Annotated in this window: 22 protein-coding genes; 6 read left to right on the forward strand and 16 right to left on the reverse strand. The window is 62.9% G+C overall.

Going from position 1 to position 25,716, the window contains the following annotated elements; genetic code table 11:
• Positions 1-252: 252 nt before the first annotated feature.
• Genes ASC85_RS15115 through ASC85_RS15130 form a run of 4 tightly spaced genes read right to left on the reverse strand, consistent with a single transcriptional unit; the run spans position 253 to position 2,850 of the window.
• A complete protein-coding gene (locus ASC85_RS15115; protein WP_057450115.1) occupies positions 253-1,566 on the reverse strand; it encodes a sensor histidine kinase in 1,314 nt (437 codons plus the stop codon).
• Positions 1,563-2,231: a response regulator transcription factor gene (locus ASC85_RS15120; RefSeq protein WP_003203909.1), complete on the reverse strand. Its 669-nt coding sequence runs from the start codon at positions 2,229-2,231 to the stop codon at positions 1,563-1,565. Before ASC85_RS15120 ends, ASC85_RS15115 begins: the two co-directional genes overlap by 4 nt.
• Complete coding sequence (locus tag ASC85_RS15125; RefSeq protein ID WP_057450117.1) at positions 2,231-2,542, reverse strand: PepSY domain-containing protein; 312 nt, start codon at positions 2,540-2,542, stop codon at positions 2,231-2,233. Before ASC85_RS15125 ends, ASC85_RS15120 begins: the two co-directional genes overlap by 1 nt.
• Positions 2,542-2,850, reverse strand: a complete 309-nt coding sequence (locus tag ASC85_RS15130) for a PepSY domain-containing protein (protein ID WP_014337433.1) — start codon at positions 2,848-2,850, stop codon at positions 2,542-2,544. The genes ASC85_RS15125 and ASC85_RS15130 overlap by 1 nt, the downstream gene beginning before the upstream one ends.
• A gap of 325 nt (positions 2,851-3,175) precedes the next feature.
• Between ASC85_RS15130 and ASC85_RS15135 the strand changes: the two genes are divergently transcribed.
• The 5 genes from ASC85_RS15135 (at position 3,176) to codA (ending at position 8,471) form a co-directional block, all read left to right on the forward strand.
• Complete coding sequence (locus ASC85_RS15135) at positions 3,176-4,255, forward strand: hypothetical protein (protein ID WP_057450120.1); 1,080 nt, start codon at positions 3,176-3,178, stop codon at positions 4,253-4,255.
• Positions 4,256-4,337: 82 nt separating this feature from the next.
• Positions 4,338-4,694 (forward strand): 6-carboxytetrahydropterin synthase QueD, encoded by a 357-nt coding sequence (gene queD / locus ASC85_RS15140; RefSeq protein WP_003203918.1) that lies wholly within the window; start codon positions 4,338-4,340, stop codon positions 4,692-4,694.
• 224 nt (positions 4,695-4,918) lie between these two features.
• Positions 4,919-5,749, forward strand: coding sequence for an alpha/beta fold hydrolase (locus ASC85_RS15145; RefSeq protein ID WP_057450121.1), 831 nt, complete (start codon positions 4,919-4,921; stop codon positions 5,747-5,749).
• Positions 5,750-5,939: 190 nt separating this feature from the next.
• Positions 5,940-7,211, forward strand: a complete 1,272-nt coding sequence (codB, locus tag ASC85_RS15150; RefSeq protein ID WP_057450123.1) for a cytosine permease — start codon at positions 5,940-5,942, stop codon at positions 7,209-7,211.
• A 12-nt stretch (positions 7,212-7,223) separates the two neighbouring features.
• Positions 7,224-8,471, forward strand: a complete 1,248-nt coding sequence (codA, locus tag ASC85_RS15155; RefSeq protein ID WP_057450124.1) for a cytosine deaminase — start codon at positions 7,224-7,226, stop codon at positions 8,469-8,471.
• A 208-nt stretch (positions 8,472-8,679) separates the two neighbouring features.
• Here the strand turns inward: codA and ASC85_RS15160 are convergent, their stop codons facing one another.
• The gene (locus ASC85_RS15160) at positions 8,680-9,672 is read right to left on the reverse strand and encodes a diaminopimelate epimerase (RefSeq protein ID WP_057450126.1); all 993 of its coding nucleotides are present in this window, start codon (positions 9,670-9,672) and stop codon (positions 8,680-8,682) included.
• A 169-nt stretch (positions 9,673-9,841) separates the two neighbouring features.
• On the opposite strand from ASC85_RS15160, the gene ASC85_RS15165 reads away from it, so the two are divergent.
• Entirely contained in the window at positions 9,842-10,993 is a 1,152-nt protein-coding gene (locus tag ASC85_RS15165) for an MFS transporter (protein WP_057450128.1), read from the forward strand.
• 133 nt (positions 10,994-11,126) lie between these two features.
• Here ASC85_RS15165 and ASC85_RS15170 read toward each other — a convergent pair whose 3' ends face one another.
• From ASC85_RS15170 to ASC85_RS15220, 11 genes are all read right to left on the reverse strand, one after another.
• Positions 11,127-13,565, reverse strand: a complete 2,439-nt coding sequence (locus tag ASC85_RS15170) for a TonB-dependent siderophore receptor (RefSeq protein ID WP_057450130.1) — start codon at positions 13,563-13,565, stop codon at positions 11,127-11,129.
• Between the two features lie 97 nt (positions 13,566-13,662).
• Positions 13,663-14,646, reverse strand: coding sequence for a FecR family protein (locus tag ASC85_RS15175; protein ID WP_057450132.1), 984 nt, complete (start codon positions 14,644-14,646; stop codon positions 13,663-13,665).
• Between the two features lie 37 nt (positions 14,647-14,683).
• Positions 14,684-15,184, reverse strand: coding sequence for a sigma-70 family RNA polymerase sigma factor (locus ASC85_RS15180; protein WP_057450134.1), 501 nt, complete (start codon positions 15,182-15,184; stop codon positions 14,684-14,686).
• 208 nt (positions 15,185-15,392) lie between these two features.
• Positions 15,393-15,833, reverse strand: a complete 441-nt coding sequence (locus ASC85_RS15185) for a carboxymuconolactone decarboxylase family protein (protein WP_003203930.1) — start codon at positions 15,831-15,833, stop codon at positions 15,393-15,395.
• Positions 15,834-16,102: 269 nt separating this feature from the next.
• Positions 16,103-17,545 carry a mechanosensitive ion channel family protein gene (locus ASC85_RS15190; protein ID WP_057450136.1) on the reverse strand — a complete coding sequence of 481 codons (1,443 nt, stop codon included), beginning with the start codon at positions 17,543-17,545 and terminating at the stop codon, positions 16,103-16,105.
• Positions 17,546-17,737: 192 nt separating this feature from the next.
• On the reverse strand, positions 17,738-18,604 hold the full coding sequence (locus ASC85_RS15195; RefSeq protein ID WP_057450138.1) for a pirin family protein: 867 nt from the start codon (positions 18,602-18,604) through the stop codon (positions 17,738-17,740).
• 141 nt (positions 18,605-18,745) lie between these two features.
• Positions 18,746-19,360 carry a response regulator transcription factor gene (locus ASC85_RS15200; protein ID WP_057450193.1) on the reverse strand — a complete coding sequence of 205 codons (615 nt, stop codon included), beginning with the start codon at positions 19,358-19,360 and terminating at the stop codon, positions 18,746-18,748.
• A gap of 114 nt (positions 19,361-19,474) precedes the next feature.
• Positions 19,475-19,909, reverse strand: a complete 435-nt coding sequence (locus ASC85_RS15205; RefSeq protein WP_057450139.1) for a response regulator — start codon at positions 19,907-19,909, stop codon at positions 19,475-19,477.
• A gap of 295 nt (positions 19,910-20,204) precedes the next feature.
• Complete coding sequence (locus tag ASC85_RS15210; protein ID WP_057450142.1) at positions 20,205-23,417, reverse strand: transporter substrate-binding domain-containing protein; 3,213 nt, start codon at positions 23,415-23,417, stop codon at positions 20,205-20,207.
• A 282-nt stretch (positions 23,418-23,699) separates the two neighbouring features.
• Positions 23,700-25,034 carry a lysine N(6)-hydroxylase/L-ornithine N(5)-oxygenase family protein gene (locus ASC85_RS15215; RefSeq protein WP_057450144.1) on the reverse strand — a complete coding sequence of 445 codons (1,335 nt, stop codon included), beginning with the start codon at positions 25,032-25,034 and terminating at the stop codon, positions 23,700-23,702.
• Positions 25,035-25,178: 144 nt separating this feature from the next.
• Entirely contained in the window at positions 25,179-25,661 is a 483-nt protein-coding gene (locus ASC85_RS15220; protein WP_057450146.1) for a sigma-70 family RNA polymerase sigma factor, read from the reverse strand.
• Positions 25,662-25,716: the final 55 nt, after the last annotated feature.

Raw genomic sequence — 25,716 nt, forward strand, 5'->3', positions numbered from 1 at the left:
GGGGCCTATACCCCACTCAGACGCCGGATAGATGAAAGCAAGCCAAACACGCATCAAGAACAGTATTGCAGAAAAGGGGGTAACCATAGATGTGGGAGCGAGTCTGTGGGAGCAAAGCTTGCTCGCGATGACATCGTCACCTACAACATCTGTGCCGGGTTTAAAAATGCTATCGCGAGCAAGCTTTGCTCCCACAGGCCCGCCCCACCCACAGAGGCTCGCCCTACAGAGAGGGGTGCCATGAAATAGCTGTCAGCGCTTGGGCAGTTCGATCACCACCTTCAACCCGCCCCACTCGCTGTCATCCAACGCCAGCAGGCCACCCCAGGTGTCGACGATGTCCCGCACGATGCCCAGGCCCAGGCCGTGTCCATCGGTCTGTTCATCCAGCCGCGTGCCGCGGCTGAACACCTGGTCGCGGCGATCCTTGGGGATGCCCGGGCCGTCGTCTTCCACGGCCAGGCTGAACCCGTCGACTGTCTCGGTCATGGTCAGACGCACCTCGGCGTCCGCCCATTTGCAGGCGTTGTCCAGCAGGTTGCCCAACAGCTCCAGCAGGTCTTCACGGTCCCAGGGCAGGTGCAGGCCTGGCGGGGCGACGTAGCTCAGGTGCAGGTGTTCGCCGTGGATCATATTCAGTGTGGCCAGCAATCCCGGCAGCTCGGCGTCGCAGTCCAGGTGCGCGCCGGGCAAGGCATCCCCGGACAAGCGGGCGCGGTTGAGTTCCCGGTTCAGGCGCTGGCGGACCTGCTCCAGTTGTTCGAGCAACAGCTTGCGCAACTCGGGATACGGGTCGAGCTTCTCGTTCGACGCCAGGCTTTGCAGCACCGCCAGCGGGGTCTTCAAGGCATGGCCGAGGTTGCCCAGGGCATTGCGCGAACGCTTGAGGCTGTCTTCGGTGTGGGCCAGCAGATGGTTGATTTGCGCCACCAGCGGTTCCAGCTCCCGTGGCACCTGTTCGTCGAGTTGCGAACGCTGCCCGCGCTGCAACTGGGCAATCTGCTCCCGCGCCCGGTCCAGCGGACGCAAGGCGCGGCGCACGGTGATGCGTTGCAGCAACAGAATCAACAGCAGCCCCGCCAACCCCAGCCCGAGGCCGATCTGCTGCATCCGGCGGAAGCTGTCACGCACCGGCGTGTAGTCCTGGGCCACGCTGATGGAAATCGCCTGGCCCAGCCGTCGATAGTCGGTGCGCAGCACCAAGAGCTTCTGGCCCTCAGGCCCCAGTTGCAGGTTGCTGTGCAGGCCCGGGTGGTCGAGCCGCGGCAGTTCCTGGTCCCACAGGGAGCGGGAGCGCCAGTGCACATCGGCAAAATCGATACGGAAATAATGCCCGGAAAACGGCCGTTGATAGGCCGGCGACAGGCGTCGTTCATCCAGTTGCAGCCCCTGCGGGCCGCGCACCAGGGCCACCAGCAGGTTTTCGCTGTCGTTGCGCAGCCCGGCTTCCAGGTAACGCTGCAAACCCAGCTCGAACAGCCACAGACTGGTCTGTGCCAGGACCAGGCCGACCACCACCATCACACCGATCAACCCCAGGCTCAGGCGCCGCTGGATGGATCTCACTGCGCCTGCCCGCCGAACAGGTAACCCTGGCCGCGACGGGTTTCGATCACGCTGCGCCCCAGCTTGCGCCGCAGGTGATTGACGTGGACTTCCAGCACGTTGGAATCGCGCTCGGTCTCACCGTCATACAGGTGTTCGGCGAGATGGCTTTTGGAAAGGATCTGCTCGGGATGCAGCATGAAATAGCGCAACAGGCGGAACTCGGCCGCCGTGAGCTGGATGTCGGTGCCGTCGCGGACCACGCACTGGCGACTCTCATCCAGGTGCAACCCGGCCGATTTCAGCGTCGGCTGGTTGACCTGGCCGTGGGAGCGGCGCAGCAACGCCTGGATCCGCAACTGCAGCTCCTCGGGATGAAAAGGTTTGGTCAGGTAATCGTCGGCCCCGGCCTTGAGACCTTCGATGCGCTCGGCCCAGGACCCGCGTGCGGTGAGGATCAGCACCGGCGTGGCCAGGCCGCCAGCGCGCCATTGGGCCAGCACGTCGAGCCCCGGCACGCCCGGCAGGCCGAGATCGAGGATGATCAGGTCGTAGGGTTCGCTGCTGCCCTGATACACCGCGTCGCGACCATCGGCGAGCCAGTCGACGGCGTAGCCCTGGCGTGCAAGCCCGGCCATCAGTTCGTCCGCCAGGGGCACGTGATCTTCCACCAGAAGCAGGCGCATCAGTCTTCCTTATCTTTGAGTAAGCGGCCGGTCGCGGCCTCCAGGTCCAATTCGCGCACGACGCCGTCGGTGTCCAGCAGCTCGACCTCATAAATATAGACGCCGTGTTTTTCCTCCAACTCGGCTTCCAGCAGTTTGGCCCCGGGATGCAGGTCCAGCGCCTGTTGCAGCAGTTGCTCCAGCGGCAAGATCACCCCCTGCTGACGCAGTTGCAGGGCCTCGTCCTGATCCAGGTCCCGGGCCACGGCCAGCGAACAGAACGCCAGCAGCGCCAGCGCCCATCGACTATGGACGCGCAGATTAAGCTTCATTACGTATCCTGATGATTCTTGAGCACCTTGCCGTTGGTGGCGTCCAATTCCAGATCCCACTCAATGCCCTTCGTATCGCGCAGATCCACCTGGTAAATGTACTTGCCGTACTCTTCGTCCAGCTCGGTATCGGTCAAGGTGGCGCCAGGGTGTTCGGCCAGGGCAGCGGCGTTGAGTTTTTCAAAGGACAGGATGGTACCAGCGTCTTGCAGTTTGCGGGCTTCGTCCGCGTTCAAGTCTCGGGCGTGAGCCAGGCTCGTACCGAGTGCCATGAGGGTCGCGATGAAAAAGGCAGTCAGGCGGTTCATGGGTTATCTCCTTCTTATAATCTTTACCGGGGGGACTGTATCGGGATGAACTTAACTGAAACTGAATTGCCATCATGGAAAACTCCTCTCCCCCTGTAGGAGCTGCCGAAGGCTGCGATCTTTTGATCTTGATCTTGATCCTGATCTTGATCTTTCGCTTGCGACTCAATTGTCTGGGGCAAGATCGCAGCCTCGTTGCACTCGACAGCTCCTACACAGCTCCTACACAGCTCCTACACAGCTCCTACACAGCTCCTACGCAGCTCCTACGCAGCTCCTACAGGACGCCCTATAATCGCTGCACCCGCTAGACCATGAGACCGGTATGACCGCCATCCACATCAAGTTTCCCGCCCTCACCCTCAAGGCCGGCCCCCGTGCATTCGGGCGGATTCGCCAGGCCGGCTTGAACGCCGCCGACGTCGGCATTTTGCCGGGCGCTGCCGGTGGTCCGAAGGCCCTGGGCATCCAGGGGCTGGACCTGGCGCTGTTCGGCGAGTGGCTGCCCGCCGCACCCCGGGAGCGCTCGCTGATCGGCGCCTCGGTGGGGGCCTGGCGCTTCGCCAGCGCCTGCCTGCCGGACGCCGCCGAGGGAATCCGGCGCCTGGGCACCTTGTACAACGAACAAAGCTTCGCCAAAGGCGTGACCATGGCCGGGGTCAGCCAGAGCTCGCAACGCATGCTCGATGATTTGCTCGACGGCCGCGACGCTTCGATCCTCGATAACCTGCGATACCGGCTCAACATCATGGTGGTCAAGAGCCACGGCCTGCTGGCCCAGGATCATCGCGGCCGGTTGGGCCTGGGCTTGTCGTCGGTGATCGCCGACAATCTGCGAGGCCGGGCACGGCTGTCGCGGCATTTCGAACGGCTGATCATCCATGACCCGCGCCTGGCCCCGCCCCTGCATCCGTTGAATGACTTTCCGTCGCGCTTCGTTCCGTTGGCCGCCGGCAACCTGCGCCAGGCCCTGTTGGCCTCGGGCTCGATCCCGATGGTCATGGAAGGCGTGCGCGACCTGCCGGGTGCCGGTGCCGGCACCTACCGCGACGGCGGTTTGCTGGACTACCACCTCGACCTGCCGTACAGCGGCGAGGACATCGTGCTGTACCCGCACTTCACCGACCGGGTCATTCCCGGCTGGTTCGACAAGGGCCTGCCGTGGCGCCGGGGCAACGTCGACCGCCTGCAAGACGTGTTGCTGCTGGCGCCGTCCCGTGAATACCTGGCGCGCCTGCCCTACGGCAAACTGCCAGACCGCAACGACTTCAAGCGTTTCATGGGCGATGACCCGAGCCGCCGCCAGTACTGGCGCACGGCGATGGACGAGAGCCGCCGGCTCGGTGATGAGTTCCTCGAGCTGACGGCCAACGGCGGCTTGGGCGAGCGTTTGCTGACCCTTTAGTCAGCACGGTCGCGCAACGCCGTTATCAAACTGATAAACTGCGCCGCCTGCCTCGCGACCGATATCTAAAGAGCCCGAACCTGTGGAAATTTTCAAAGAGTTTACCTTCGAATCCGCCCACCGCCTGCCCCACGTGCCGGACGGCCACAAGTGCGGCCGTCTTCACGGTCACTCGTTCAAGGTGGCGATCCACCTGAGCGGCGATATCGATCCGCACACCGGCTGGATTCGCGACTTCTCGGAAATCAAGGCGATCTTCAAGCCGCTCTACGAGCGCCTGGACCACAACTACCTCAACGACATTCCTGGCCTGGAAAACCCCACCAGCGAAGTCCTGGCCAAGTGGATCTGGAATGAACTGAAGCCGTTGCTGCCGGAACTCAGCGCCATCCGCATCCATGAGACCTGCACCAGCGGTTGCATCTACCACGGCGAATAGCCAAATCCCTTGTGGCGAGGGTGCGTGCTCCCGCTGGGTTCTGTAGGAGCTGGCGAAGCCTGCGATCTTTTGATCTTTCGCTTGAGACTTAATTGTCTGGGGAAAGATCGCAGCCTCGTTGCACTCGACAGCTCCTACGGCCGGGCGGGGGCAAGGATGTCTCCCCTGCTGAATCGCATTGGCCTATGCTCCATCCCCTGACCATTCTCAGGGGAGTATCGAGCATGACCCACTGGCCGCTGGATCAAACATACGACTTCAACGGACACCCCATCCGCTACGCCATCCACGGCGATGGCCCGCCGCTGGTGTTTGTCCACGGCACACCCTTCTCTTCCTACGTGTGGCACCGCATCGCCCCGCTGTTCTTCGCTACCCACACGGTGCATTACTTCGACCTGCTGGGGTATGGCCAGTCCGCGCAACCGGATGCCGATGTGTCCCTCGGCGTGCAAAACCAGCTACTCGCGCAACTGCTGGAGCACTGGCGCCTGGACTGCCCGGACGTGGTGGCCCATGACTTTGGCGGCGCCACGGCCCTGCGCGCGCACCTGCTCAATGGCAAGGACTACCGCAGCCTGACCCTGATCGACCCGGTGGCGCTGTCGCCCTGGGGTTCACCCTTTGTCCAGCATGTACGCCAGCATGAAGCGGCGTTCAGCGGCCTGCCCGACTACATCCAGCGGGCGATCGTGCCGACCTATATCCGCGGTGCGATCAAACGGGACATCCCGGACGCGGAACTGGCGCCCTACGTGCAGCCGTGGCTTGGCGAGCCGGGTCAGGCGGCGTTCTACCGGCAGATTGCGCAGATGGACGAGTGTTATACCCGCGAAGCCGAGGGCCTATACCCGACCGTACGCTGCCCGACCCAGATACTGTGGGGCGAGGATGACCAGTGGATCCCCATCGAACGCGGCCGGGCCCTGCACAAGCTGATTCCAGGCGCGCAATTGCACCCGATCCCGAACGCCGGGCACCTGGTCCAGGAAGACGCGCCGGAAGCCGTCGTCGCAGCGGTGTTGCGGTTCCTGGCGTTGCATTCCTCGACCTGAAGAACACTGCATTTCCCTTTGGGGGCCTTCATGGGTAGTGGAATTTGTGTTCCAACTTGAACCACCGCCGCACCGCTTTCGATCCCTGCGCCCACCCAATCCCCAGGATTGTCTATAAATAACCTCGCGATCACTCGCTTGGCACGGCCGCTGCACGCTTGCGACATCCCTCATCCGCAAGGACCGCCACATGACTCAGAACGATCCGGGCAATGACTATCCCTTGAGCGAAGTCCCGATGCACGCTCGCAAAGGCCTGGCCTCCACGGCCATGGTGCTGCTGGGTTTCACCTTTTTTACCGCCACCATGTTTGCCGGCGGCAAGCTGGGGGTGGCGTTCGGTTTTGCCGAAATGCTCACGGTCATCGTCATCGGCAATCTGCTGCTGGGCCTCTACGCCGCCGGCCTGGGCTACATCGCCTTCAAGAGCGGGCTCAATTCGGTGCTGATGGGCCGTTTCTGTTTCGGCGAGGTGGGCAGCAAGCTCAGCGACTTGATCCTGGGTTTCACCCAGATCGGCTGGTACGCCTGGGGCACGGCGACCGCAGCGGTGGTGCTGGGCAAGTATTTCCAATTGAGCGAGGGCACCGTGCTCGGGTTGATGGTGCTGTTCGGCCTGGGCTTCTGTGCCACGGCCTATGTCGGTTATCGCGGGCTGGAAATCCTCTCCTACATCGCCGTGCCGGCCATGATGTTGCTGCTGATGCTGTCGATGTGGGTCGCGACGGTGAAGGTCGGCGGCCTCGATGGCTTGCTGGCGATCGTGCCGACGGGCAGCCTCGACTGGTCCACCGCCATCACGCTGGTGTTCGGCACCTTCGTCAGCGGCGCGACCCAGGCGACCAACTGGACGCGGTTCTCCCGCTCGGCGAAGGTCGCGGTGCTGGCGAGCCTGATCGGCTTCTTCCTGGGTAACGGCCTGATGGTGCTGATCGGCGCCTACGGGGCCATCGTCTATCAACAACCGGACGTGGTCGAGGTGCTACTGTTGCAGGGCTTCGCCATGGCAGCGATGGCCATGTTGCTGCTCAACATCTGGAGCACCCAGGACAACACCATCTACAATTTCGCCGTGGCCGGTTGCAACCTGCTGCGCACCCGCCGGCGCAAAACCGTAACCCTGGGCGGTGCGGTGATCGGCACGCTGCTGGCGCTGCTGGGCATGTACGATCTGCTGGTGCCGTACCTGATCCTGCTGGGCACGGTGATCCCACCCATCGGCGGGGTAATCATGGCCGATTTCTTCTTCCGCTGGCGTGGTCGTTACCCGCGCCTGGCCGCGGCGCAACTGCCGGCGTTCAACTGGCCCGGGCTGTTGGCCTACGGGGTTGGCACCGTCGCGGCGTTCAATTCGCCATGGGTCGCGCCACTGGTAGGAATCGCTGCCGGCGCGCTAACGTATGTGCTATTGATCAGCGTAATGGGTACTCGCGCCGCTGACGCTCCCCTACAAGACCTCTAAAGGATTCGCCTGATGCACATCATCAACGCCCGTCTGCGTAACCGTGAAGGCTTGCATGAACTGCACCTGGAAAACGGCCTGATCGCCAACATCGCCCGCCAGACCGAGGCCCCCAGCCTCGGCCCGGAAGACCTCGACGCCGGCGGCAACCTGGTGGTCCCGCCCTTCGTCGAACCGCACATTCACCTGGACGCGACCCTCACCGCCGGCGAACCGCGCTGGAACATGAGCGGCACCCTGTTCGAAGGCATCGAGTGCTGGGGCGAACGCAAGGCCACCATCACCGAGGAAGACACCAAGACCCGCGCCAAGAAAACCATCCAGGCCCTCGCCGTCCATGGCATCCAGCATGTGCGCACCCATGTCGACGTGACCGACCCCGAGCTCACGGCGCTCAAGGCGCTGCTGCAAGTGCGCGAGGAAAGCCGTCACCTGATCGACATGCAGATCGTCGCGTTTCCCCAGGAAGGCATCGAGTCCTACCGCAACGGCCGCGAGCTGATGGAAGAAGCGATCCGCATGGGCGCCGACGTGGTGGGCGGTATTCCCCACTTCGAGTACACCCGCGACCAGGGCGTCAGCTCGGTGAAATTCCTCATGGACCTGGCCGAGCGCACCGGCTGCCTGGTGGATGTGCATTGCGACGAAACCGATGACCCGCACTCACGTTTCCTCGAAGTGCTCGCCGAAGAAGCCCGCAGCCGCGACATGGGCGCGCGCGTCACCGCCAGCCACACCACGGCCATGGGCTCCTACGACAACGCCTACTGCGCCAAACTGTTCCGCCTGCTCGGGCACTCGGGCATCAGCTTTGTCTCTTGCCCGACCGAAAGCATTCACCTGCAAGGGCGCTTCGATAACTTCCCCAAACGCCGTGGTGTCACCCGGGTCAATGAACTGCTCGAAGCCGGGATGAACGTGTGCTTCGGCCAGGACTCCATCGTCGACCCGTGGTACCCGCTGGGCAACGGCAACATCCTGCGGGTGCTGGAAGCCGGGCTGCATATCTGCCACATGCTCGGCTACCGCAACCTGCAAAGCGCCCTCGACCTGGTCACCGACAACAGCGCCAAGGCCATGGCCCTGGGCGAGCGCTACGGCCTGGAACCCGGGCGCCCGGCGAACCTGCTGATCCTGTCGGCGGACAGTGACTACGAAGTGATCCGCAGCCAGGGCTTGCCGCTCTATTCGATTCGCAACGGTGAAGTGCTGATGAAGCGGCAGATGCCGTTGGTGGAGTTTGCGCAGCAGCCAGGCTGACTCCCCAATACCTTGTGGGAGCGAGCCTGCTCGCGATGGCGGTCTACCCGTTGATATGGATGTGACTGACCCGTCGCTATCGCGAGCAAGCTCGCTCCCACAATGGATCTGTGTCGGATACAACATTTCTATCCACTGAAGATCCCCTGTGGGAGCGAGCTTGCTCGCGATAGCGGCATCGGCCACACCGCAAAACATCCAGAAAACGCTACGGCACAAGCCGCGCCGTCCCAAACAACCTGACCCGCAGCAACTCACCCGCCTCTTCTTCCAGCAAAATCGGCGCAGTCCCCCCCGGCATCACCACACTCACCGCCCCCGCCTGCACCCAGCCCACCCGCCACGCCGCGCTGGCCACGGCACTGGCGCTGGTGCCCGAGGAAGCCGTGGGCCCCTCGCCCCGCTCGAACACCCGAGCTGCGATTCGCCCTTCGGCTTCGCGCCAGGCCCATTGCAGATTCACCCCCCTCGGGCACGGGACGCCGGCCCCACCGGGCGCCGCATAAGCAATCCGAGTCAGGCTTTGCGACAGCGCCGCAGCACGCATCTGCGAATTGCCCGGCAATGCCTCGACACCGGCCACCAGCGTCACGCAATGAGGATTGCCGAGGCTCACGAACTGGCTGTGGCCCCACGCTGGGTTCAACCGGTAAAGCGCCGCCACACGGCTGACATCGCACTGGTTGAACAGCACGCTCTCGACCTCCTGGGCGCCAACAGCCTGGGCCCCGAACAGCGGTTTGCCCAGGTCCAGCCAGAAGCCTTGAACGCCGTTGAATTCAGCGGCACGAACCGAGGTTGGCAGCGGTGACAAGCCGTCGGGCTTATCGTGATGAACCTGCAGCACACACTCCCCCGCGCCCGGCATCAAGCCTTGCGCTTGCAACGCCTGGGAGAAAATCGTCAGGCCATTGCCGCTGCGCTCGGCCAGGGTGCCGTCGGTGTTGACGATCAACAGATCAAAAGGCGGTTCGCTCTGGAACGGGCCGATCAACAGACCGTCACTGCGATGGGCCTTGGCGTCCGGCGGCGCCTCATCCGGTGCCCAGGCGCAGAACGCGTGCACGGCAGCCGTTGCCCAGGACTCACGTGCCTGGGCAGCCTGGACGGCTGACTGGGGCAGATCGATGCCGTGGTCACGGACCTGCTGCGGTGAAACGACTCCATAGATATTGCCGCGCGCGTCGTAAAACTTCGTCATGGACCAAACCCGGTATCAGCCAGCAGGGGCCGGTACTTTATGCTGGCAAAGGCTGTGGGAGCAAAGCCTGCACGTTGGCCGGCACCTTGGGGTCGCGGTGCGGTCAGTGGATATGCAAGCATAGGCCCCTACCCGCCGCACCGCACCGCCCGAAAGCCAAGGACGTTTCATGACTGCCATTACGCCCCCGCCCACCTTTATTCCCGGACGCCTGGAACAGATGTCCACCCGCATCGCCTATCTCATCGCCGGCATCGGCATCGCCGCCTGGGCGCCGCTGGTGCCTTACGCCAAGGTACGGGCGAACCTGGATGAAGGCACCCTCGGGTTACTGCTGTTATGCCTGGGGGTCGGGTCGATCCTGGCGATGCCGATTTCCGGCGCACTGGCGACGCGGTTCGGCTGCCGGCGGGTGCTTAGCGGCGGCACGCTCCTGATTTGCCTGGCGTTGCCGTTGCTGGCAACGATGACTTCCCTACCCTGGCTGGTGGCCGCCTTGTTCCTGTTTGGCGCCGGGCTCGGAACCGTGGACTCGACCGTGAACCTGCAAGCGGTGATCGTCGAACGGGCCAGTGGCAAGACCATGATGTCGGGTTTCCACGGCATGTTCAGTCTCGGCGGGATCATTGGCGCGGCGGGTGTGAGCGCCCTGCTTGGCCTGGGGCTTTCGCCGCTGGGGGCGACGCTGGTGGTCAATGGTGTGCTGCTGGTGGCGCTGTTCAAGGCTGCGCCGCACCTGCTGCCCTACGGCAGTGAAAGCTCGGGACCGGCGTTCGCCATTCCTCACGGCGTGGTGCTGTTCATCGGCATCCTCTGCTTCATCGTGTTCCTGGCCGAAGGCGCGGTGCTGGACTGGAGCGCGGTGTTCCTGACCACCGAACGCGCGGTGGATACCGCCTATGCCGGGCTGGGTTATGCCGCCTTCGCGCTGACCATGACCGTCGGCCGGCTGACCGGCGACTCAGTGGTGCATCGCCTGGGGGCCAAACGCGTGATCATCTATGGCGGATCGATCGCGGCAGCCGGGTTCCTGTTGGCGACCCTCGCACCGATGTGGCAAGCCGCGCTACTGGGCTATGCGTTGGTGGGTGCCGGGTGTTCGAACATCGTGCCGGTGCTCTACACCGCAGTCGGCAAACAGACCTTGATGCCAGAGGCCATCGCTGTTCCAGCCATCACCACCATCGGCTACGCCGGCATCCTCGCCGGCCCGGCGCTGATCGGCTTCGTCGCCCATGGCAGCAGCTTGAGCATTGCCTTCGGGTTGATTGCGATATCGCTGGTGGCGGTGGCGGCCAGTGGCAAGGTGTTGAAGGTCTGAGTTCCCTACAGACCTTGTGGGAGCAAGGCTTGCCCGCGATGAAGATGACTCGGTCCTTTTTTGAGACCGAGGCGTCTGCATCGCGAGCAAGCTTAGCTCCCACAGCGTAAGGCTCACTCAACCCTTGACCCGATCAGAACCCCACACTCGCCTGCACGAAGAACGTACGCGGTGCGCCGACATAAATGCCTGAGTTGTTGTCGCTGGAGCGGGTGTAGTACTGGTGATCAAACAGGTTTTTCACCCCGGCGCCGACTTTCAGGTTCGACAGCTGCGCGCCGAAATCGTAGCCGGCGCGTAGGTTCCAGAGCACGTAGCCCGGCATGTCGCCGTACTGCCCATCGGCCGTGCCATCGGTGATGTAGTCGCCGCTGAAGCTGCCATCGGCGTTCACACTGTTGCCCGGTGAGCGCTGCTTGGACTGGGCAAAGGCGTCGAGGTTGTAGGTCCAGCGATTGACGTCGTAGCGCAGGCCCACGTTGGCCACCTGCCGGGAATAGAACGGCAGGTCACGCCCCTTGAAGCTCGGGATCTCGCCTTCGTAGGTCGCACGGGTGTAGGTAAAACCGGCGTTGGCGGTGAGGCCTTCGAGGCGTGGGTCGAGCGCGGCCATGTCGTAATGCACTGAAGCCTCCAGGCCCTGGTGCTTGGTCGCACCCATGTTGGTCCAGCCCACGTCGTTGCTGATGTACTGCAACTCGTCGTCGAAGTCGATGTAGAACAGCGTCACTTCCCCGCCCCACACGTCATCGTTGTAGCGCGTGCCGATCTCGTAGGTCTTGGCCTTTTCCGGGCTCAGGCCATTGGCCGTGTTGTTGCCGTCACCGCCCTGGCCGAGCTGGAAATACTGCAGGCTGCCAAACGAGGTCTCGTAGTTGGCGAACAGCTTCCAGGCATCGGACAGGTGATACATCACGCTCAGGGCCGGCAGCGGTTCGTTGCTGTCGATGCTGCGGCGTTTTTCCTGCACCGGGCGGCCGGCGGTGTCGAGCACCGGGCGGTCATGCCATTCGGTGCTGATGCTTTCGAAGCGGATGCCCGGGGTGATGGTCCACTTGCCGACGTCGATCTTGTCATCGATGTAGACCGCGTGGGCTTCAGTGCCGCCAGTGCGATCCTGGTAGACATGGCCGTCGGCCCCCGGACGCACCACCGGTTCGTTATTACGCAACGCCAGGCGGCTGGCCTCTTCGTGCATGCCTTCCTTGAGGTAGCGATAACCGACGCTGGCCTCCTGGGTGGTGGGGCCCAGGTCGAACACGTGAGACACCCGGGGCTCGATGCCGAAGGTGTAATAGGTGCGCGGGTAGGACACCAGGTTACGCTGGTCCCGGGAAGCGATGGTGCTGCCACGGTAGCTGTCGGAGTAATAGGTCAGCACCTCGGCCTGGGTGCGCTCGTTGATCTCACGGATCCACTTGAACGACACGTCCTTGCGCCGGCCGCTGAAGTTGTCCCAGTCGCGGTCGGACTGGTACGGGTCCGCGTCGTATTGGGCCTGGGTCAGGCCGCCGGGCATGTCGGCCTTGGCGTCGTAGTAGTGGAAATTCAGCGAGAAGTCATCGACATCGGTCGGCGCCCAATGGGTCTTGAGAATCACGTCGTCGATGTCGTTGCCCTGGTTGCTCCGGCGATACCCGTTGCCGTTGACGCCCGAATACAACAGCGCCACGCCCAGGCCGTTGTCGGCGGTGCCGCCGAGGAAAGCCGTGTCGATGTGCTTCCAACCGCCGCGCTGGGAGGTTTCCAGGGTGGTGCCGATTTCACCGGTGGCTTTTTCCGGGATCGCGCGGGTCACGAAGTTGATCACCCCGCCGACGTTCTGCGGCCCATAGCGCACGGACCCGGCACCGCGCACCACGTCGATGCTGTCCAGGTTGCCCGCGGAAATCGGTGCCATGGACAGTTGCGGCTGGCCGTAGGGCGCGAACGCTGCCGGCACGCCATCGATCAACACCGTTGAGCGTGGCGACAAGCGCGAGGTGAGGCCGCGCACGCCGACGTTCAGGGAAATGTCGCTGCCGCCGGTGCCGTTGGCCTCTTGCACTTGCACACCCGGTACGCGCCGCAGCACGTCGCCGACGTTCATCGCGCCTTGCTCCACCATGGCTTCGCGGCGGATCACCGTACGCGCACCGGGGTGGTTCTGCACCACCTCGACGTTGGCGTCGCCGAGCCAGTCGCCGACCACCTGGATTTCAGTGGCGCCCAGCTCCAACGGGCCAGCGTTGGAGGCCGATGGCGCCGGCAACACGGTCGCCGAACCGTCATCGATCTGGTATTGCAGGCCGCTGCCCTGCAGCAGTTGGCGCAAGGCCGCTTCCGGGGACAGGTTGCCGTCCACCGCCGGCGCTTGCTTGCCGGCTACCAGCTCGGGGCTGAAGAACACCTGCAACGCGGTTTGCTGGCCGAGCTGGCTCAAGGCTTGGCCCAACGGCTGCGCCTGGATGTGAATGGCGGTGGCGGCCTGGTCGGCGAACGCCTGGGGCAATGCGCCACTGACCGCCAGGGTCAGGGCCAGTGGCAGCCAGCGTGACGGGGTACGGTTGTTGTTTTTGGCGAGGGTTTTCACGTCGAACCTTGTCCTGTTGATCGCAAGAATACGCGTCTGTTAATGCAAACCAGTTGCAGTTGGACAAGAAGACGATGAACTCGGAAAAAACCTGAATTTATTTCGCAATTATTTCCTGGCTGCCGTCATCCAGGCTGCGCACGGCCACCGGCAGAATGTTCGGCAACGCCTTGAGCAGAGCCTCGGGATCGTCGGCGCGGAACACGCTGGTCAGGCGCAGGTTGCCCACCGCCGCGCTGCCGACCCGCACTGGATGGGCGCGATAACGGGAAACTTCTTCAGCCACTTCCTTGAGCGGTGCGTTGTCGAACACCAGTTTGCCGTTGCGCCAGGCGGTGATCGCCTCGGCGTTGACCGCGTAAGGTGTGGCGACTGTGCCCAGGGCATCGATCTGGGTGCCGAGACCCGCCGTCAGGCTGACGAATTGCGCCTGGGCCGCGGCGCGGCCCTGGACCTTGACGCTGCCCTGTGCCACCGCTACCCGGGTCTTGTCGGCATCGCGACGTACGTCGAAGCGCGTCCCGGTCACTGTCACCTGGCCGTTGCCCGCATCGACGGTGAACGGTCGGCCGGCATCATGCTCGACCGTGAACAAGGCCTCGCCTTCGGCCAGCTCCACCCGGCGTTGATGGTGTGCGAACTCAATACGCACGCGGCTGCGGCTGTTGAGGTCGATCACCGAGCCGTCCGGCAAAGCGATATGCCGACGCTCACCGAAGGCGGTGGCGTATTCACCGCTGTAGTCGGTGGAAGAACTCAAGCCACTGAACAGCCCCAACCCCAGCGCCACCGCGAACAGCCCGGCGGCCACCGCGTAGCGCAACAATGGCCGGCGCTGGGGACGCTTGGCGGGGGCTTCGCACAACGCTTGCAGGCGTTCCTTGGGCAACAGGTCGGTGGCGCTCCAGATACCCTGGAGCAACTGGATTTCGTCGCGGTGGTTGGGATGTTCGTCCAGCCAGGCTTCGAAACCCTGGCGCTCCTCGATACTCATGGCGGGCGCTTGCAAACGCACGAACCATTGCGCCGCCGCGTCGCGAACCCTGTCCTGCCCGCACGGGCATTCACGGCTATCCATCATGGAAGGTCCTGTGGCTCAGGTGGAAGATGGCGACGGATCATTGGCCAGGCCCGTCCAGGCGATCGCGCAGATGCCGCAGGGTGCGGATCATATACTTTTCCACCATGTTTTTTGACAGGCCCAGGCGCTCGGCGATTTCCGCCTGGGTCAGGCCTTCGATCTTCTGCCAGACGAACACCGTGCGGCAGTTGGCCGGCAGCTCGACAAGCGCCCGCTCGATGGAGTCCGCCAGTTGGATCGCGTGCATGAAGTGCTCCGGGTCGCCCGAAAACGACTGACCAGGGTCGATGACAGCCTCTTCCATGGCCCCCCGTCGATCTTCGCGCCGATAGCCATCCACTGCAATGTTGCGCGCCGTCTGATGCAGATAGGCCCGTGGCTGCTCGACCCCGCTCGAATCGGACTCAAGCACCCGCACGAAGGTGTCATGGGCCAGGTCCTCGGCCTGCTGGCGATTGCGCAGGCGACGGGTCCAGGTGCCGATCAACTCTTCGTAATGCTCGAAAAAGCCGGGTCTGCGGGGCAGCTTGGGGGTCATCACGGCGCGCTGTGGGAACGGGGCGTGAATAGTAATTGTTATTATTAAGGCGAAGCAAACCGATTAAATCCGTGTGGGAGCAAAGCTTGATCGCGATGGCGGTGTGTCAGTCAATGGGGCATGGACTATTGGACCACTATCGCGAGCAAGCTTTGCTCCCACAGGTGTGCTCCCACAGGCTCACCCCACAGGTATTTTTTTCTGCTGACTACGCTTCAGGCATCTTGCGAAAGCCCACTGCCAAGCGGTTCCAGCCATTGATGGCGTTGATCGCCACGGTCAGGTCGACCATTTCCTTGGGGCTGAAATGCTCGCTCAGCAAGGCATAGTCAGCGTCTGGCGCGTGGGTGTCGCTCAGGCGAGTCAGGGCTTCGGTCCAGGCCAGTGCCGCGCGCTCGCGGCCGGTGAAGAACGGTGCTTCACGCCAGGCAGTCACGGCGTACAGCCGACGCTCGGTCTCGCCGTCCTTGCGGGCATCGGCGGTGTGCATGTCGATGCAGAAAGCGCAGCCATTGATTTGCGAGGAGCGCAGCTTGACCAGCTCCAGCAGGGACTTCTCCAGGCCCAGCTTCGAGACGGCGGTTTCCAGGGCCAGCATGGCTTTGAAAGCGTCAGGGGACGCGGTGTAGAAATCGATGCGCGGTTGCATGATGAACTCCAGGACAATTGGGTGTAGCGCTACGTTAGCGGCGCAGTGGCGCGGTACAAATAGCCAATTGTTGGGAAGTTCGGGTGGCCAATGGCAGACCGATGCTAATCCTTTGGGAAGAACACGAATCTATCGTGGCGAGGGAATTGTGGGAGCAAGGCTTGCCCGCGATGGGTGCGATGCAGTCCTTCAGAGATCGAGGCGCCTGTTTCGCGAGCAAGCTTTGCTCCCACACAGCGAGGGAGCGGTGCTTGTCGTTCAGATACGGTTCAGGCCCGGCTGCGCAACCACTGCAGGAAGCGTTTCTTGGCGACCGGCTTGGGGGCTTCGCGGGTCAGGTTCTGGGCGAGGTGCATGCGTACGTCCAGCAGGTTTTTCATCGCGTCGTTGATGTCGCGACGGGCCTCGAGGCAAGGCTTGAGGTAGCTGTTCTCGATGCGGTACAGGGTGCAGAAAGTCTTGGCGGTAAAATTCGCCAGCGCCGCTTGCTCGGCGACGATCCCGGCTTCGCCGATCACCTCCCCCGGCCCCATGCGCCCGCCCTCGATTGGCTGGCCGTTGCGCATGAGGGTCACGCTGACCACCCCGGACTCGATGATGAACAGATGATCGCTGACCTCCCCGGCCGCCAGGATCACATCACCCGCGCGGAAGGTCTGCAGAGTCATGTTCTGGCTGAAGGTATCTTTCTCGTCCTGGCGCAAGGTAGAGAAAATATTCGAGCTTTCCAGCAACGCCCGGGGTCGCGACACCTCCTGGGGCACCGCGCTTTCACTGGTGGACAACAGGCTCACGCCCGACGCCTGCAAATGCCGGAACGCCAAGTCGAACAGTTGGTTGCGCACCGTGCGTTTCTGGGCCATGGAGGCAACGAACCCGCTGATCTCGTACTCCGCCCCGCCACTGCCGCTGCTTTTGAGCGTCACGCTGGGTGCCGGGCTGGCGAGCAAGGAACGACAGCCGATCATCGCCCGCTCCAGCGCGTCGATCACGGTTTGTGGCCGCGCGTGAGGGCTGACCTGGATACTGATGGACAAACCATGGACGTCGCTGGGTCGACTGAAGTTGATGACCTTGGCTTTTGCCGCCAACGAGTTGGGGATCACCGCCATGCTGCCCTGGGCGGTCTGCAAGCGCGTGGCTCGCCAGTCGATGTCAGTGACCCGGCCTTCGGTGCCGTCGATGGAAATCCAGTCATCGAGCTGATAGGGCTTGGTGGTGTTGAGCACGATCCCGGAGAACACGTCGCTGAGGGTGCTCTGCAAGGCCAGGCCGACGATGATCGCCATCGCGCCGGACGTCGCCAGCACGCCTTTGACCGGCAGATCCAGCACGTAGGCCATTGCGGCGATGACGGCGATCAGGAAAATCACCGCGCCGAGCAAATCCTGCAACAACCGCCCGGTGTGGCCGACCCGTTGCATCATCGCCGCACCGATCAGCACCGTCAGGGTTCGCGCGGCGAACAGCCACCAGGCGATCTGCAAACCGGTTGCGGCCAAGTGCCGCGGCACATCCTCGACCCACTGCGCCGGGACCATGGGGTTGAGGCCTTCGTTGAACAGCAACACGCTGAACAGCGAAAAAATCACCAGCCTTGCGCCGACTTTCCAATAGATCCGATCCGCACTGACCAGGCGCCACATCAACAGGTCGAGCACCAGCAGCGCCAGGGCACAGAGCAGCGGGTGCTCGGAGATCAGAGACAGCATCGGGACAGCTCCAGGAAAGCGATTGGCGAAGATTGGCACAGATTTGACGAGAGTGTACCGAACGCCCAAATCCTTGTGGGAGCGAGCCTGCTCGCGAATGCGGTAGGACATTCAATGATGACTTGACTGTCACACCGCATTCGCGAGCAGGCTCGCTCCCACAATGGATTCGTATTGCTGCTCAGTTAGCGTTCAGTCATCCATCCGACCAAAACGCCCGGAGTGGAAATCGTTGAAGGCCTGGTGGATTTCCTGCTCGCTGTTCATCACGAACGGACCATGGCCGACGATGGGTTCGTCGATCGGCTCGCCACTGAGCAGCAGCACCACGGCATCGTTATTGGCTTGCAGGCTCAATTGGTCGCCAGCCCGGTCGAACAGGGCCATCTGCCCGGCCTCGACCCGTTCGCGACCATTGGCCTGGACCGAGCCTCGCAAGACCACCAAGGCGGTGTTGTGGCCTTCGTGCAGGTCAAGGACGAGGTTCTTCCCGGCATTCAAGCGGATGTCCCAGACATCGATGGGCGTAAAGGTCCTGGCGGGGCCTTGATGCCCTTCGAAGCGCCCGGCGATCAGGCGCAGGCGGCCGGCGTTGTCCTTCAGGGCGATGTTCGGAATGTCGCCCTTGAGGATCGTCTGGTAGCCGGCCGGGGCCATCTTGTCCTTGGCGGGCAGGTTGACCCACAACTGGACCATCTCCATGAACCCGCCCTGCCGGGCGAAGGCTTCGGAGTGGAATTCTTCGTGGATGATGCCGGAAGCGGCGGTCATCCATTGCACGTCGCCGGGACCGATCTTGCCGCCGCTGCCGGTGGAGTCACGGTGCTCCAGTTCGCCCTGGTAGACGATGGTCACGGTTTCGAAACCGCGATGCGGGTGCTGGCCGACGCCACGACGCTCGGTGGTGGGCGTGAATTCAGTCGGGGCGGCGTGGTCCAGCAGCAGGAACGGGCTGACGTGCTTGCCCAGGTTGTCATAGGAAAACAGCGTGCGAACCTGGAAGCCATCGCCAACCCAATGGGGCCGCGGACTGGTGTAGAGGCCGATGATGTTTTTCATGCTGCGTCTCCAAAAATCAGCTGCTGCGATTCAATGGACACAGCTTAGAACCGACACCTTTGCAGCACCAGACTGCAAAAACCGGCTTTAGCGTTCTATTTAGAGAACGACTGAAAAACTGTGGGTTTGGGGTCAATTCAGTTAGAGATGATTGCGCTTGGCGAACTCCGACAGCCCCACCAAGGATTTCAGGCCGAGCTTTTCCAGCAGGCGAGTCTTGTAGGTGCTGACGGTTTTTGGGCTCAGGAACAGGCTTTCGGCGATGTCCTTGCCGCGCATGCCCATGGCCAGCATGCGCAGGATGGACAACTCGCGGGTGGAGAGGCTTTCCAGCGCCTGCTGTTCGCTGCGCTGCTGGAAATCCAGCCTGACGGACATCTGTGGAAAATAGGCATAACCGGACTTCAAGGCCTGGATGGCCTTGGTCAGCTCCTTGAGGTCGCTTTTCTTGGTCACAAAGCCCCGGGCCCCGGCCGAGATGCAGCGGTTGCAGAAGTGCTGCGCATCCTGGGAAGTGAATACCAGCACGCTGCACTCAGGGAACTGGGCCATGATCCAGACCAGCAGGTCCAGGCCATCGAAACCGTTCATCACCAGGTCGAGGATCACCAGGTCCGGCGCGCACTCCTTGATGAGGGCCCTGGCGTCAGCCGCGCCGCTGGCGTCCCGGATGTGGGTGAACGCCTCATTCTGGCAAACAAGCCGCAGCGCCCCTCGTATGACAGGGTGGTCATCCACGATCAACACGTCTTTCAAGGCAATTCCCCAGGTCATTACAAACGGCACCGGCGCCATGACTGCACCGGACTCTTGCACAAGCGCCAGGCCCTGCCACCTGTCAGATCCGACAGTGCAGACCAGCGGTCTTTCTCAGCGTCCATGGCCCTGCCTGAGGGCGCGCGTCCACGGTTGCAGCGACTCACAGGCTTGAGGGTCGACCTGCTCCATCAGGCGCCGCAGGGAGGCAAGGTCAGGCAGTGGCGCCTGGCTCAAGTGCATGCTCGATCGGCGCGCGACCGGCACTGGCGACAGACTGGCCGGCTGCGCGTTGTAAATCATCCCGTGACGAACCTGTGGGCTATAGATAACAAAATCGTGCAAGTCCAACGCCCCGCTTGCCAGCCCGGCATTGACGACAATCAGGTCGAAGGGCTCGCTGCCGTACTCCACCAGCGTCAGCAACTCTTGCACATGGCTCACGGGGACAATCCGGAAATAGCCCTGTTGATTGAACAGGCGCTCCAGCACGATTCGATGAGCATGGTGGGGGTCGGCAATCAAGATACGGAGTGCTTTGTTCGGCATGGCAAGCTTTCCAATAGCAACGCGCCAGGTAGAAACCGGCTCAAGAACATTAAGGGTCGTCAGGCTAGAGGAAGCTTTTGAAAGGCGATGTAGGACTATTCCTAAAATGATGACAGACCAAGCCCCTGCGACCAGGGAGTTCACCCTATGCTCGACGCTTTTGTAGGAGCTGGCGAAGCCTGCGATCTTTTGATCTTTTGATCTTTCGCTTGGGACTCAAGTGTCTGGGGAAAGATCGCAGCCTCGTTGCACTCGTCAGCTCCTACACCTACAGCTCCTCCAGTTCCTACAGCGTCTACTCTTCCGTGTAGGTTTTCAGTTGCTCCGCCAGGTGTTCGATGGCTTGGCGAATATCTTCCACGGTTTGGGCGAGCAGCAACGTGTCGCCGCCCCGACAAGCGCTTTCCAGCGCCTCGCAGGCGGCGATCAGGCGTTGCGCCTGGACGATCCGTGCCCCACCCTTGATCCGGTGCGCCAGGTCCGCAAGGCCCGGCAAGTCTTGTCGGCTGGACAGCTGCAACAGTCGCGCCAGATCGTCGGCATTGCTGCTGAGCAGTTCCTCCAGCAGTGCCCTGATGGCGGTCGTGTCGCCACCGGTCAGTTGTTCCAGGCTGGTCAAGTCGATGCCATCTTCGGGCTGAGGCGCCCCCACGTCCGGCGTGACCGAAGCCAGGCATGCGTTGAGCGCCCGAAGGCTGATGGGTTTGAACAGGCAATCGTCCATCCCAGCCTCGGCGCAGCGGTCCTTTTCCTCAGGCTGGGCATTGGCCGTGAACCCCAGGATCACCCCGGGCGAGAGGTTTTGCGCACGCTCTTCGTCGCGAATGGCGCGCGCGAGTTCGTAGCCGCTCATCAAGGGCATGTTGCAATCGGTGATGACCACATCGAAGTGCTCGCTGCGCCAGGCATTCAGACCTTCGACACCGTTCCGCGCCTCCTGGACACGATGGCCCAGGTAGCCCAGTTGCTGGGACAGCAGCAAGCGATTGGCCGGGTAATCGTCGACCACCAGGATACTCAGCGCCCGGCCCGGCACCAGCGCCTCGGCGTCGACAGGCGGCGCGGCCGGCAAGGCATCGAGCAGGGGCAGGTCCAGCAGGATCTCGACCTGCGTGCCCGCCCCCGCCACGCTGCGCAACGTCAGGGTGCCGCCCATCATTTCGCACAACGTGCGGCTGATGACCAGCCCCAGCCCGGAACCGCTGCGGGCCGACTGGGTCGTGTGGCTGGCCTGGGTAAAGGGGCTGAACAGGCGGCGCTGGTCCTCAGGCGAAATCCCGCAGCCGGTGTCCTCGACGCGCAGGCAAATGCCCAGGCGCCCGTGTTCAACGTCCGGTTCGCCGCGCACACTCAGGCGCACCTCGCCCTGGTCGGTGAACTTGATGGCGTTGCTCAACAGGTTCGAGACGATCTGCTTGAAGCGCAACGGGTCGATCAACACGTCACGGTTGACCCTGGCGTCCAGCACCCGTTGCAGGCGCAGGTGTTTCTGCCGGGCCAGGCCCTCGAAAATCCGCGCCACCGACTCGGTCAATTCGTGCAGATTGGCCCGTTGCGGCGCCAGCGACAGCTTGCCCGACTCGATGCGGGCGATGTCGAGGATGTCGCCGATCAAGTCCAGCATGCCATGGGCGGCCCCCGACGCGACCTCGATAGCGAAGCGGTCCACGACGCCCTCGTCAGCTTTTTTCAGGGCCAGTTCCAGCAGGCCGATCACCGCGTTCATCGGTGTGCGGATCTCATGGCTCATGGTCGCCACGAAGGTGGTCTTGGCCCGATTGGCATCGTCGGCGCTTTCCTTGGCGACGCGCAATTGCTCCAGCAGGCGCCGCAGGTAAATGACCCAGCCCAAGGTCACCAGCAACAGCAGCGCAGCGACGGTGAACCCCTGGAGAATCGTGGTGCGGTTGCGCAGCCAGTAACTGTCGTCGATCACCACCTCACTGCGCCAGCGGTTGGTCAGCTCGTCCATCTCTTCGGGAGAAATGCTCAACAGCGCCTTGTCGAGAATCGAGTAAAGCTCCAATGCGCCCCGGTTCGTCGCCAACGCAACGCGCGCGGGCAAGGTGCCGACGGTACTGGTGACCTGCAGCTTGTCGCGGTACTGGCGGGAGATCATGTAGCGGGCGCTGATCAGCGGATTGATCGCAGCGTCCGCCGTGCCGGCGGCGACCATGGCCATGGCGTCGGCGGTGTTTTGTGCCGTCACCAACTGCACGCCGGGGAACTGCTCCAGCAGGAACTCGCGCAACACGTTGCCGCGCACCAGCGCCAGGCGCTTGCCGGCCATCTGGTCCAGGGTTAGCGGGCCCTTGGCCCGAGCGGGCACCACCAGCACGAACGGATTCGTCAGGTACGGTCGGGTAAAGCGCAACTCGTCTTCGAGTTCGGTGCTGGGTATGGCGGTCGCCAAGACATCGGCCTTGCCGCTCTTGATCTGACCGATCAAATCGTCAACCGAACCGCCACGCTGCACGTCGAATTTCAAACCGGTGCGCAAGCTGATCCTCGCCAGCACATCGGCGCCGATGCCGCGCAAATGACCTTGTTCATCGAAGAACGTCAGCGGCAGGAAGTTTTCGTTGGCGGCGACTTTGATCCGTGGGTGGGCATCCAGCCAGCGCTGCTCCTTGACACTGAAATGCAGCGCCTGCTGACCCGGCATGCTTGCGCCGCCGGCACTCCAGCGCCTCAGGATGCTCATGTGTTCGCTGGCGGGAATCGCTTGCAGCGCGGCATTGATGATGCGCAACAGGCGCGCGTTGTCGCGGCTGACCGCGAAGGCGAACGGCTGCACTTCCATGCGCGAGAAATCGGCCAGTTGAATATTGTTCAGGTAATTCTTGCTGATCAGGTAGTTGGAACTGATCGAATCCCCCAGGTAAACGTCGGCCTGACCAAACGCCACGGCGCCGATGGCGCTCAAGGTCGAGGGGAACAGCTGCAAGGAAGCCTCGGGATAAAACGCCTCGACCGTCTCCGGCGGCAAGTAGTGATACAGCATCGCCACGCGCTTGCCCGCCAGGTCGCTGGGCAAGTCCTGGCTGTCGTCGATGCGGGCCACGAGGGTGGGCAGGTCATCGGCATAGGCCTGGGACATCGCCAGGTCCGGATCGGCGGCTTCGAAGCCGTTGGCGGTGCCGAGCATATCGATCTCACCGCCGCGCAGGGCCTGGAGCGATTCGGCACGGGATGGATAGCGCCGGACCTGTACCTTGACGTGCAGGAGTTGCCCGAGCAATTGCGCATAGTCGGCGGTCAGGCCTTCATAGTCGCGACCATTGCCGGTGATGCTGAACGGCGCATAGTCCGGCGCCGAGGCGCCCAGCAGCAACGTGCCCTTCTGGCGCAGCCAGGCCCAGTCGGCGGCGGCGAGGGACACCGAATAATCATCCACATGGGAGCGCCCGAGCACCTGCAACGTCTCAGGCGCCGCGCCCAGCGCTGGCGTCACACTCAATGAGCCCAGCAACAGCGCCATCAGGCCTGTGCGTAAAAGCAACATCATCTGGTCAGGGTGTTTCGCTTGGCGTAGTCGGCCCGGCGCACCCCGACTGCACATTCCGTCAGGGTGAACCGGCTGAGGGGTTCAGACTGCCAATACGAGGGAACAGCGAACCGAGCCTTTCAAACAGCAGCAGGCTGTGAAGTGAGTGTAGGAAATTTCTGAAGAATTTCCTGACTGGCTTGGTTGTTTTGTAGGAGCTGGCGAAGCCTGCGATCTTTTGATCTTTCACTTGGGACTCAAGTGTTTGGGGAAAGATCGCAGCCTCACTTCGCTCGACAGCTCCTACACAGCGGCGAGCAGCAAATCGCGCACCTGACGCGCCTGCCCGCGATGGTTCCCGTGCTCATACAGCGAGCCAGCGATTTCATCGGCGCGCACCGGCAGGATCGACAGCAAGGTGTCGCTCAGGCCATGGCTGGCCTGGCAGAAGCCCTGCATGTAGATCGCCGCCTTGCAGCGCTCGTCGGTGATCAGCTTGTAGTTGCGATCCACCTCGAAATCCCCCAGGTACTGTGCCAGTGGCTCCAGCAGGGTGCGGTGCATCTGCCGCTCGTAACCGGTGGCCAGCACCACGGCGTCATAGCGGCGCACGGTCAGTTCGCCCGTGGCGTTGTTGCGCACCGCCAGTTCCACGCCGGCGTCGCTGGCCGTGGCCTTCTCCACCGTCGTGAGGGTGCGGAACGCATGACGGGCGATGCCAGAGACTTTCTGGCGATAGAAAATCCCGTAGATGCGTTCAATCAGGTCGATGTCCACCACCGAATAGTTGGTGTTGTGGTACTCGTTGACCAGGCGCTCGCGCTCGCTGTGGGGTTGCTGGAACACCAGGTCCGTAAATTCCGGCGAGAACACTTCGTTGACGAACGGGCTGTCGTCCGCCGGCTTGAGGGCCGAGCCGCGCAGGATCATGTCGACCTGCACCGAAGGGAAGCTGTCGTTGAGGTCGATGAAAGCCTCCGCCGCGCTCTGTCCACCGCCGATGATCGCGATCTTCATCGGCTGGCCCTTCACGCACGGCTGGCCCGCCATGCGCTCCAGGTACTGGGAATGGTGGAACACCCGCGCGTCATCCTTGAACGCCTTGAACGCCTCGGGGATGCGCGCCGTACCGCCGGCACTGACCACCAGCGCCCGGGTGGTGCGGACCAATTCCTCGCCCTGGGCACTGCGGGAAATCACCCGCAGCGCCTCGATCTGCTGATTGTGCAACAGCGGTTCGATGCGCAGCACTTCTTCGCCATAACGACTCTGTTCGGTGAAGTGCCCGGCCACCCAGCGCAGGTAGTCATTGAACTCCATGCGGCACGGGTAGAAGGTGCCGAGGTTGATGAAGTCCACCAAGCGGCCATGGTGCTTGAGGTAATTGACGAACGAATACGGGCTGGTGGGGTTGCGCAGGGTCACCAGGTCCTTGAGGAAGGAAATCTGCAACTCGCTCTGGGTCACCAGGGTGTTGCCGTGCCAGCGGTAGTCGGCCTGCTTGTCGAGGAACAGCGCGTCCAGTTCACCCTGGACCGGCCCCCGCTCCTGCAACGCGATGGCCAGCGCCAGGTTCGAAGGGCCGAAGCCAATGCCGATCAAGTCGTGAACGATGGGCGATGCAATTGCCTGTGTCATGTCCAGTGTCCTCTGGAAAAGCCCCTCAACAGGGCGCGAAAAGCCTGGGGAACTGACCAGCGTTTGTGAGGCCGGCAAGTCGTCTGTTGAGATGAACGAGGACAATGAAAAAAAATTTACCGCGAGGCGACCGGCGTGGGCAGATTAATGCGCGTCCCACTGCCGCACGCGAACGCGGCAGTGCTTCATGGCGTTGACGATGTGTTTTTCCACCAGCGCCCGGGAAATGCCCAGGCGCTCGGCGATTTGCGGGTGGGACAGGCCTTCGAGCTTGCGCAGCAGAAAGCTCTCGCGGCACAGCGGCGGCAGCTCGGCCAGGGCACGCTGGAGCATGTCCAGGCGCTGGCCGTGGTCGAGACTGGAATGGGGCGACGGGGTGAAGAAGCGCTCTTCGCTGTCCAGTACCTCCAGGGATTCGACCTGGCGCAGGGTATTGCGCCGATGCCCATCGATCACCAGGTTCAATGCCGTGCGATAGAGGAATGCCCGGGGCTGTTCAATGGGAATGTCACTGGCGCGCTCCAGCACCCGTACATAAGCGTCATGCACCACATCCTCGGCCGCCTGGCGGTTGCCTAGCCTGGCGTTCAGGAAACACACCAGCTCGCGATAGTAGTTTTCCAACATGACTCCCGTGCGCAATGGCTGCGACCGCTATCCCTGTGCCCACTCGGCATGCCCG

This window comes from Pseudomonas sp. Root401 (assembly GCF_001425105.1).
Taxonomy (GTDB): domain Bacteria; phylum Pseudomonadota; class Gammaproteobacteria; order Pseudomonadales; family Pseudomonadaceae; genus Aquipseudomonas; species Aquipseudomonas brassicacearum.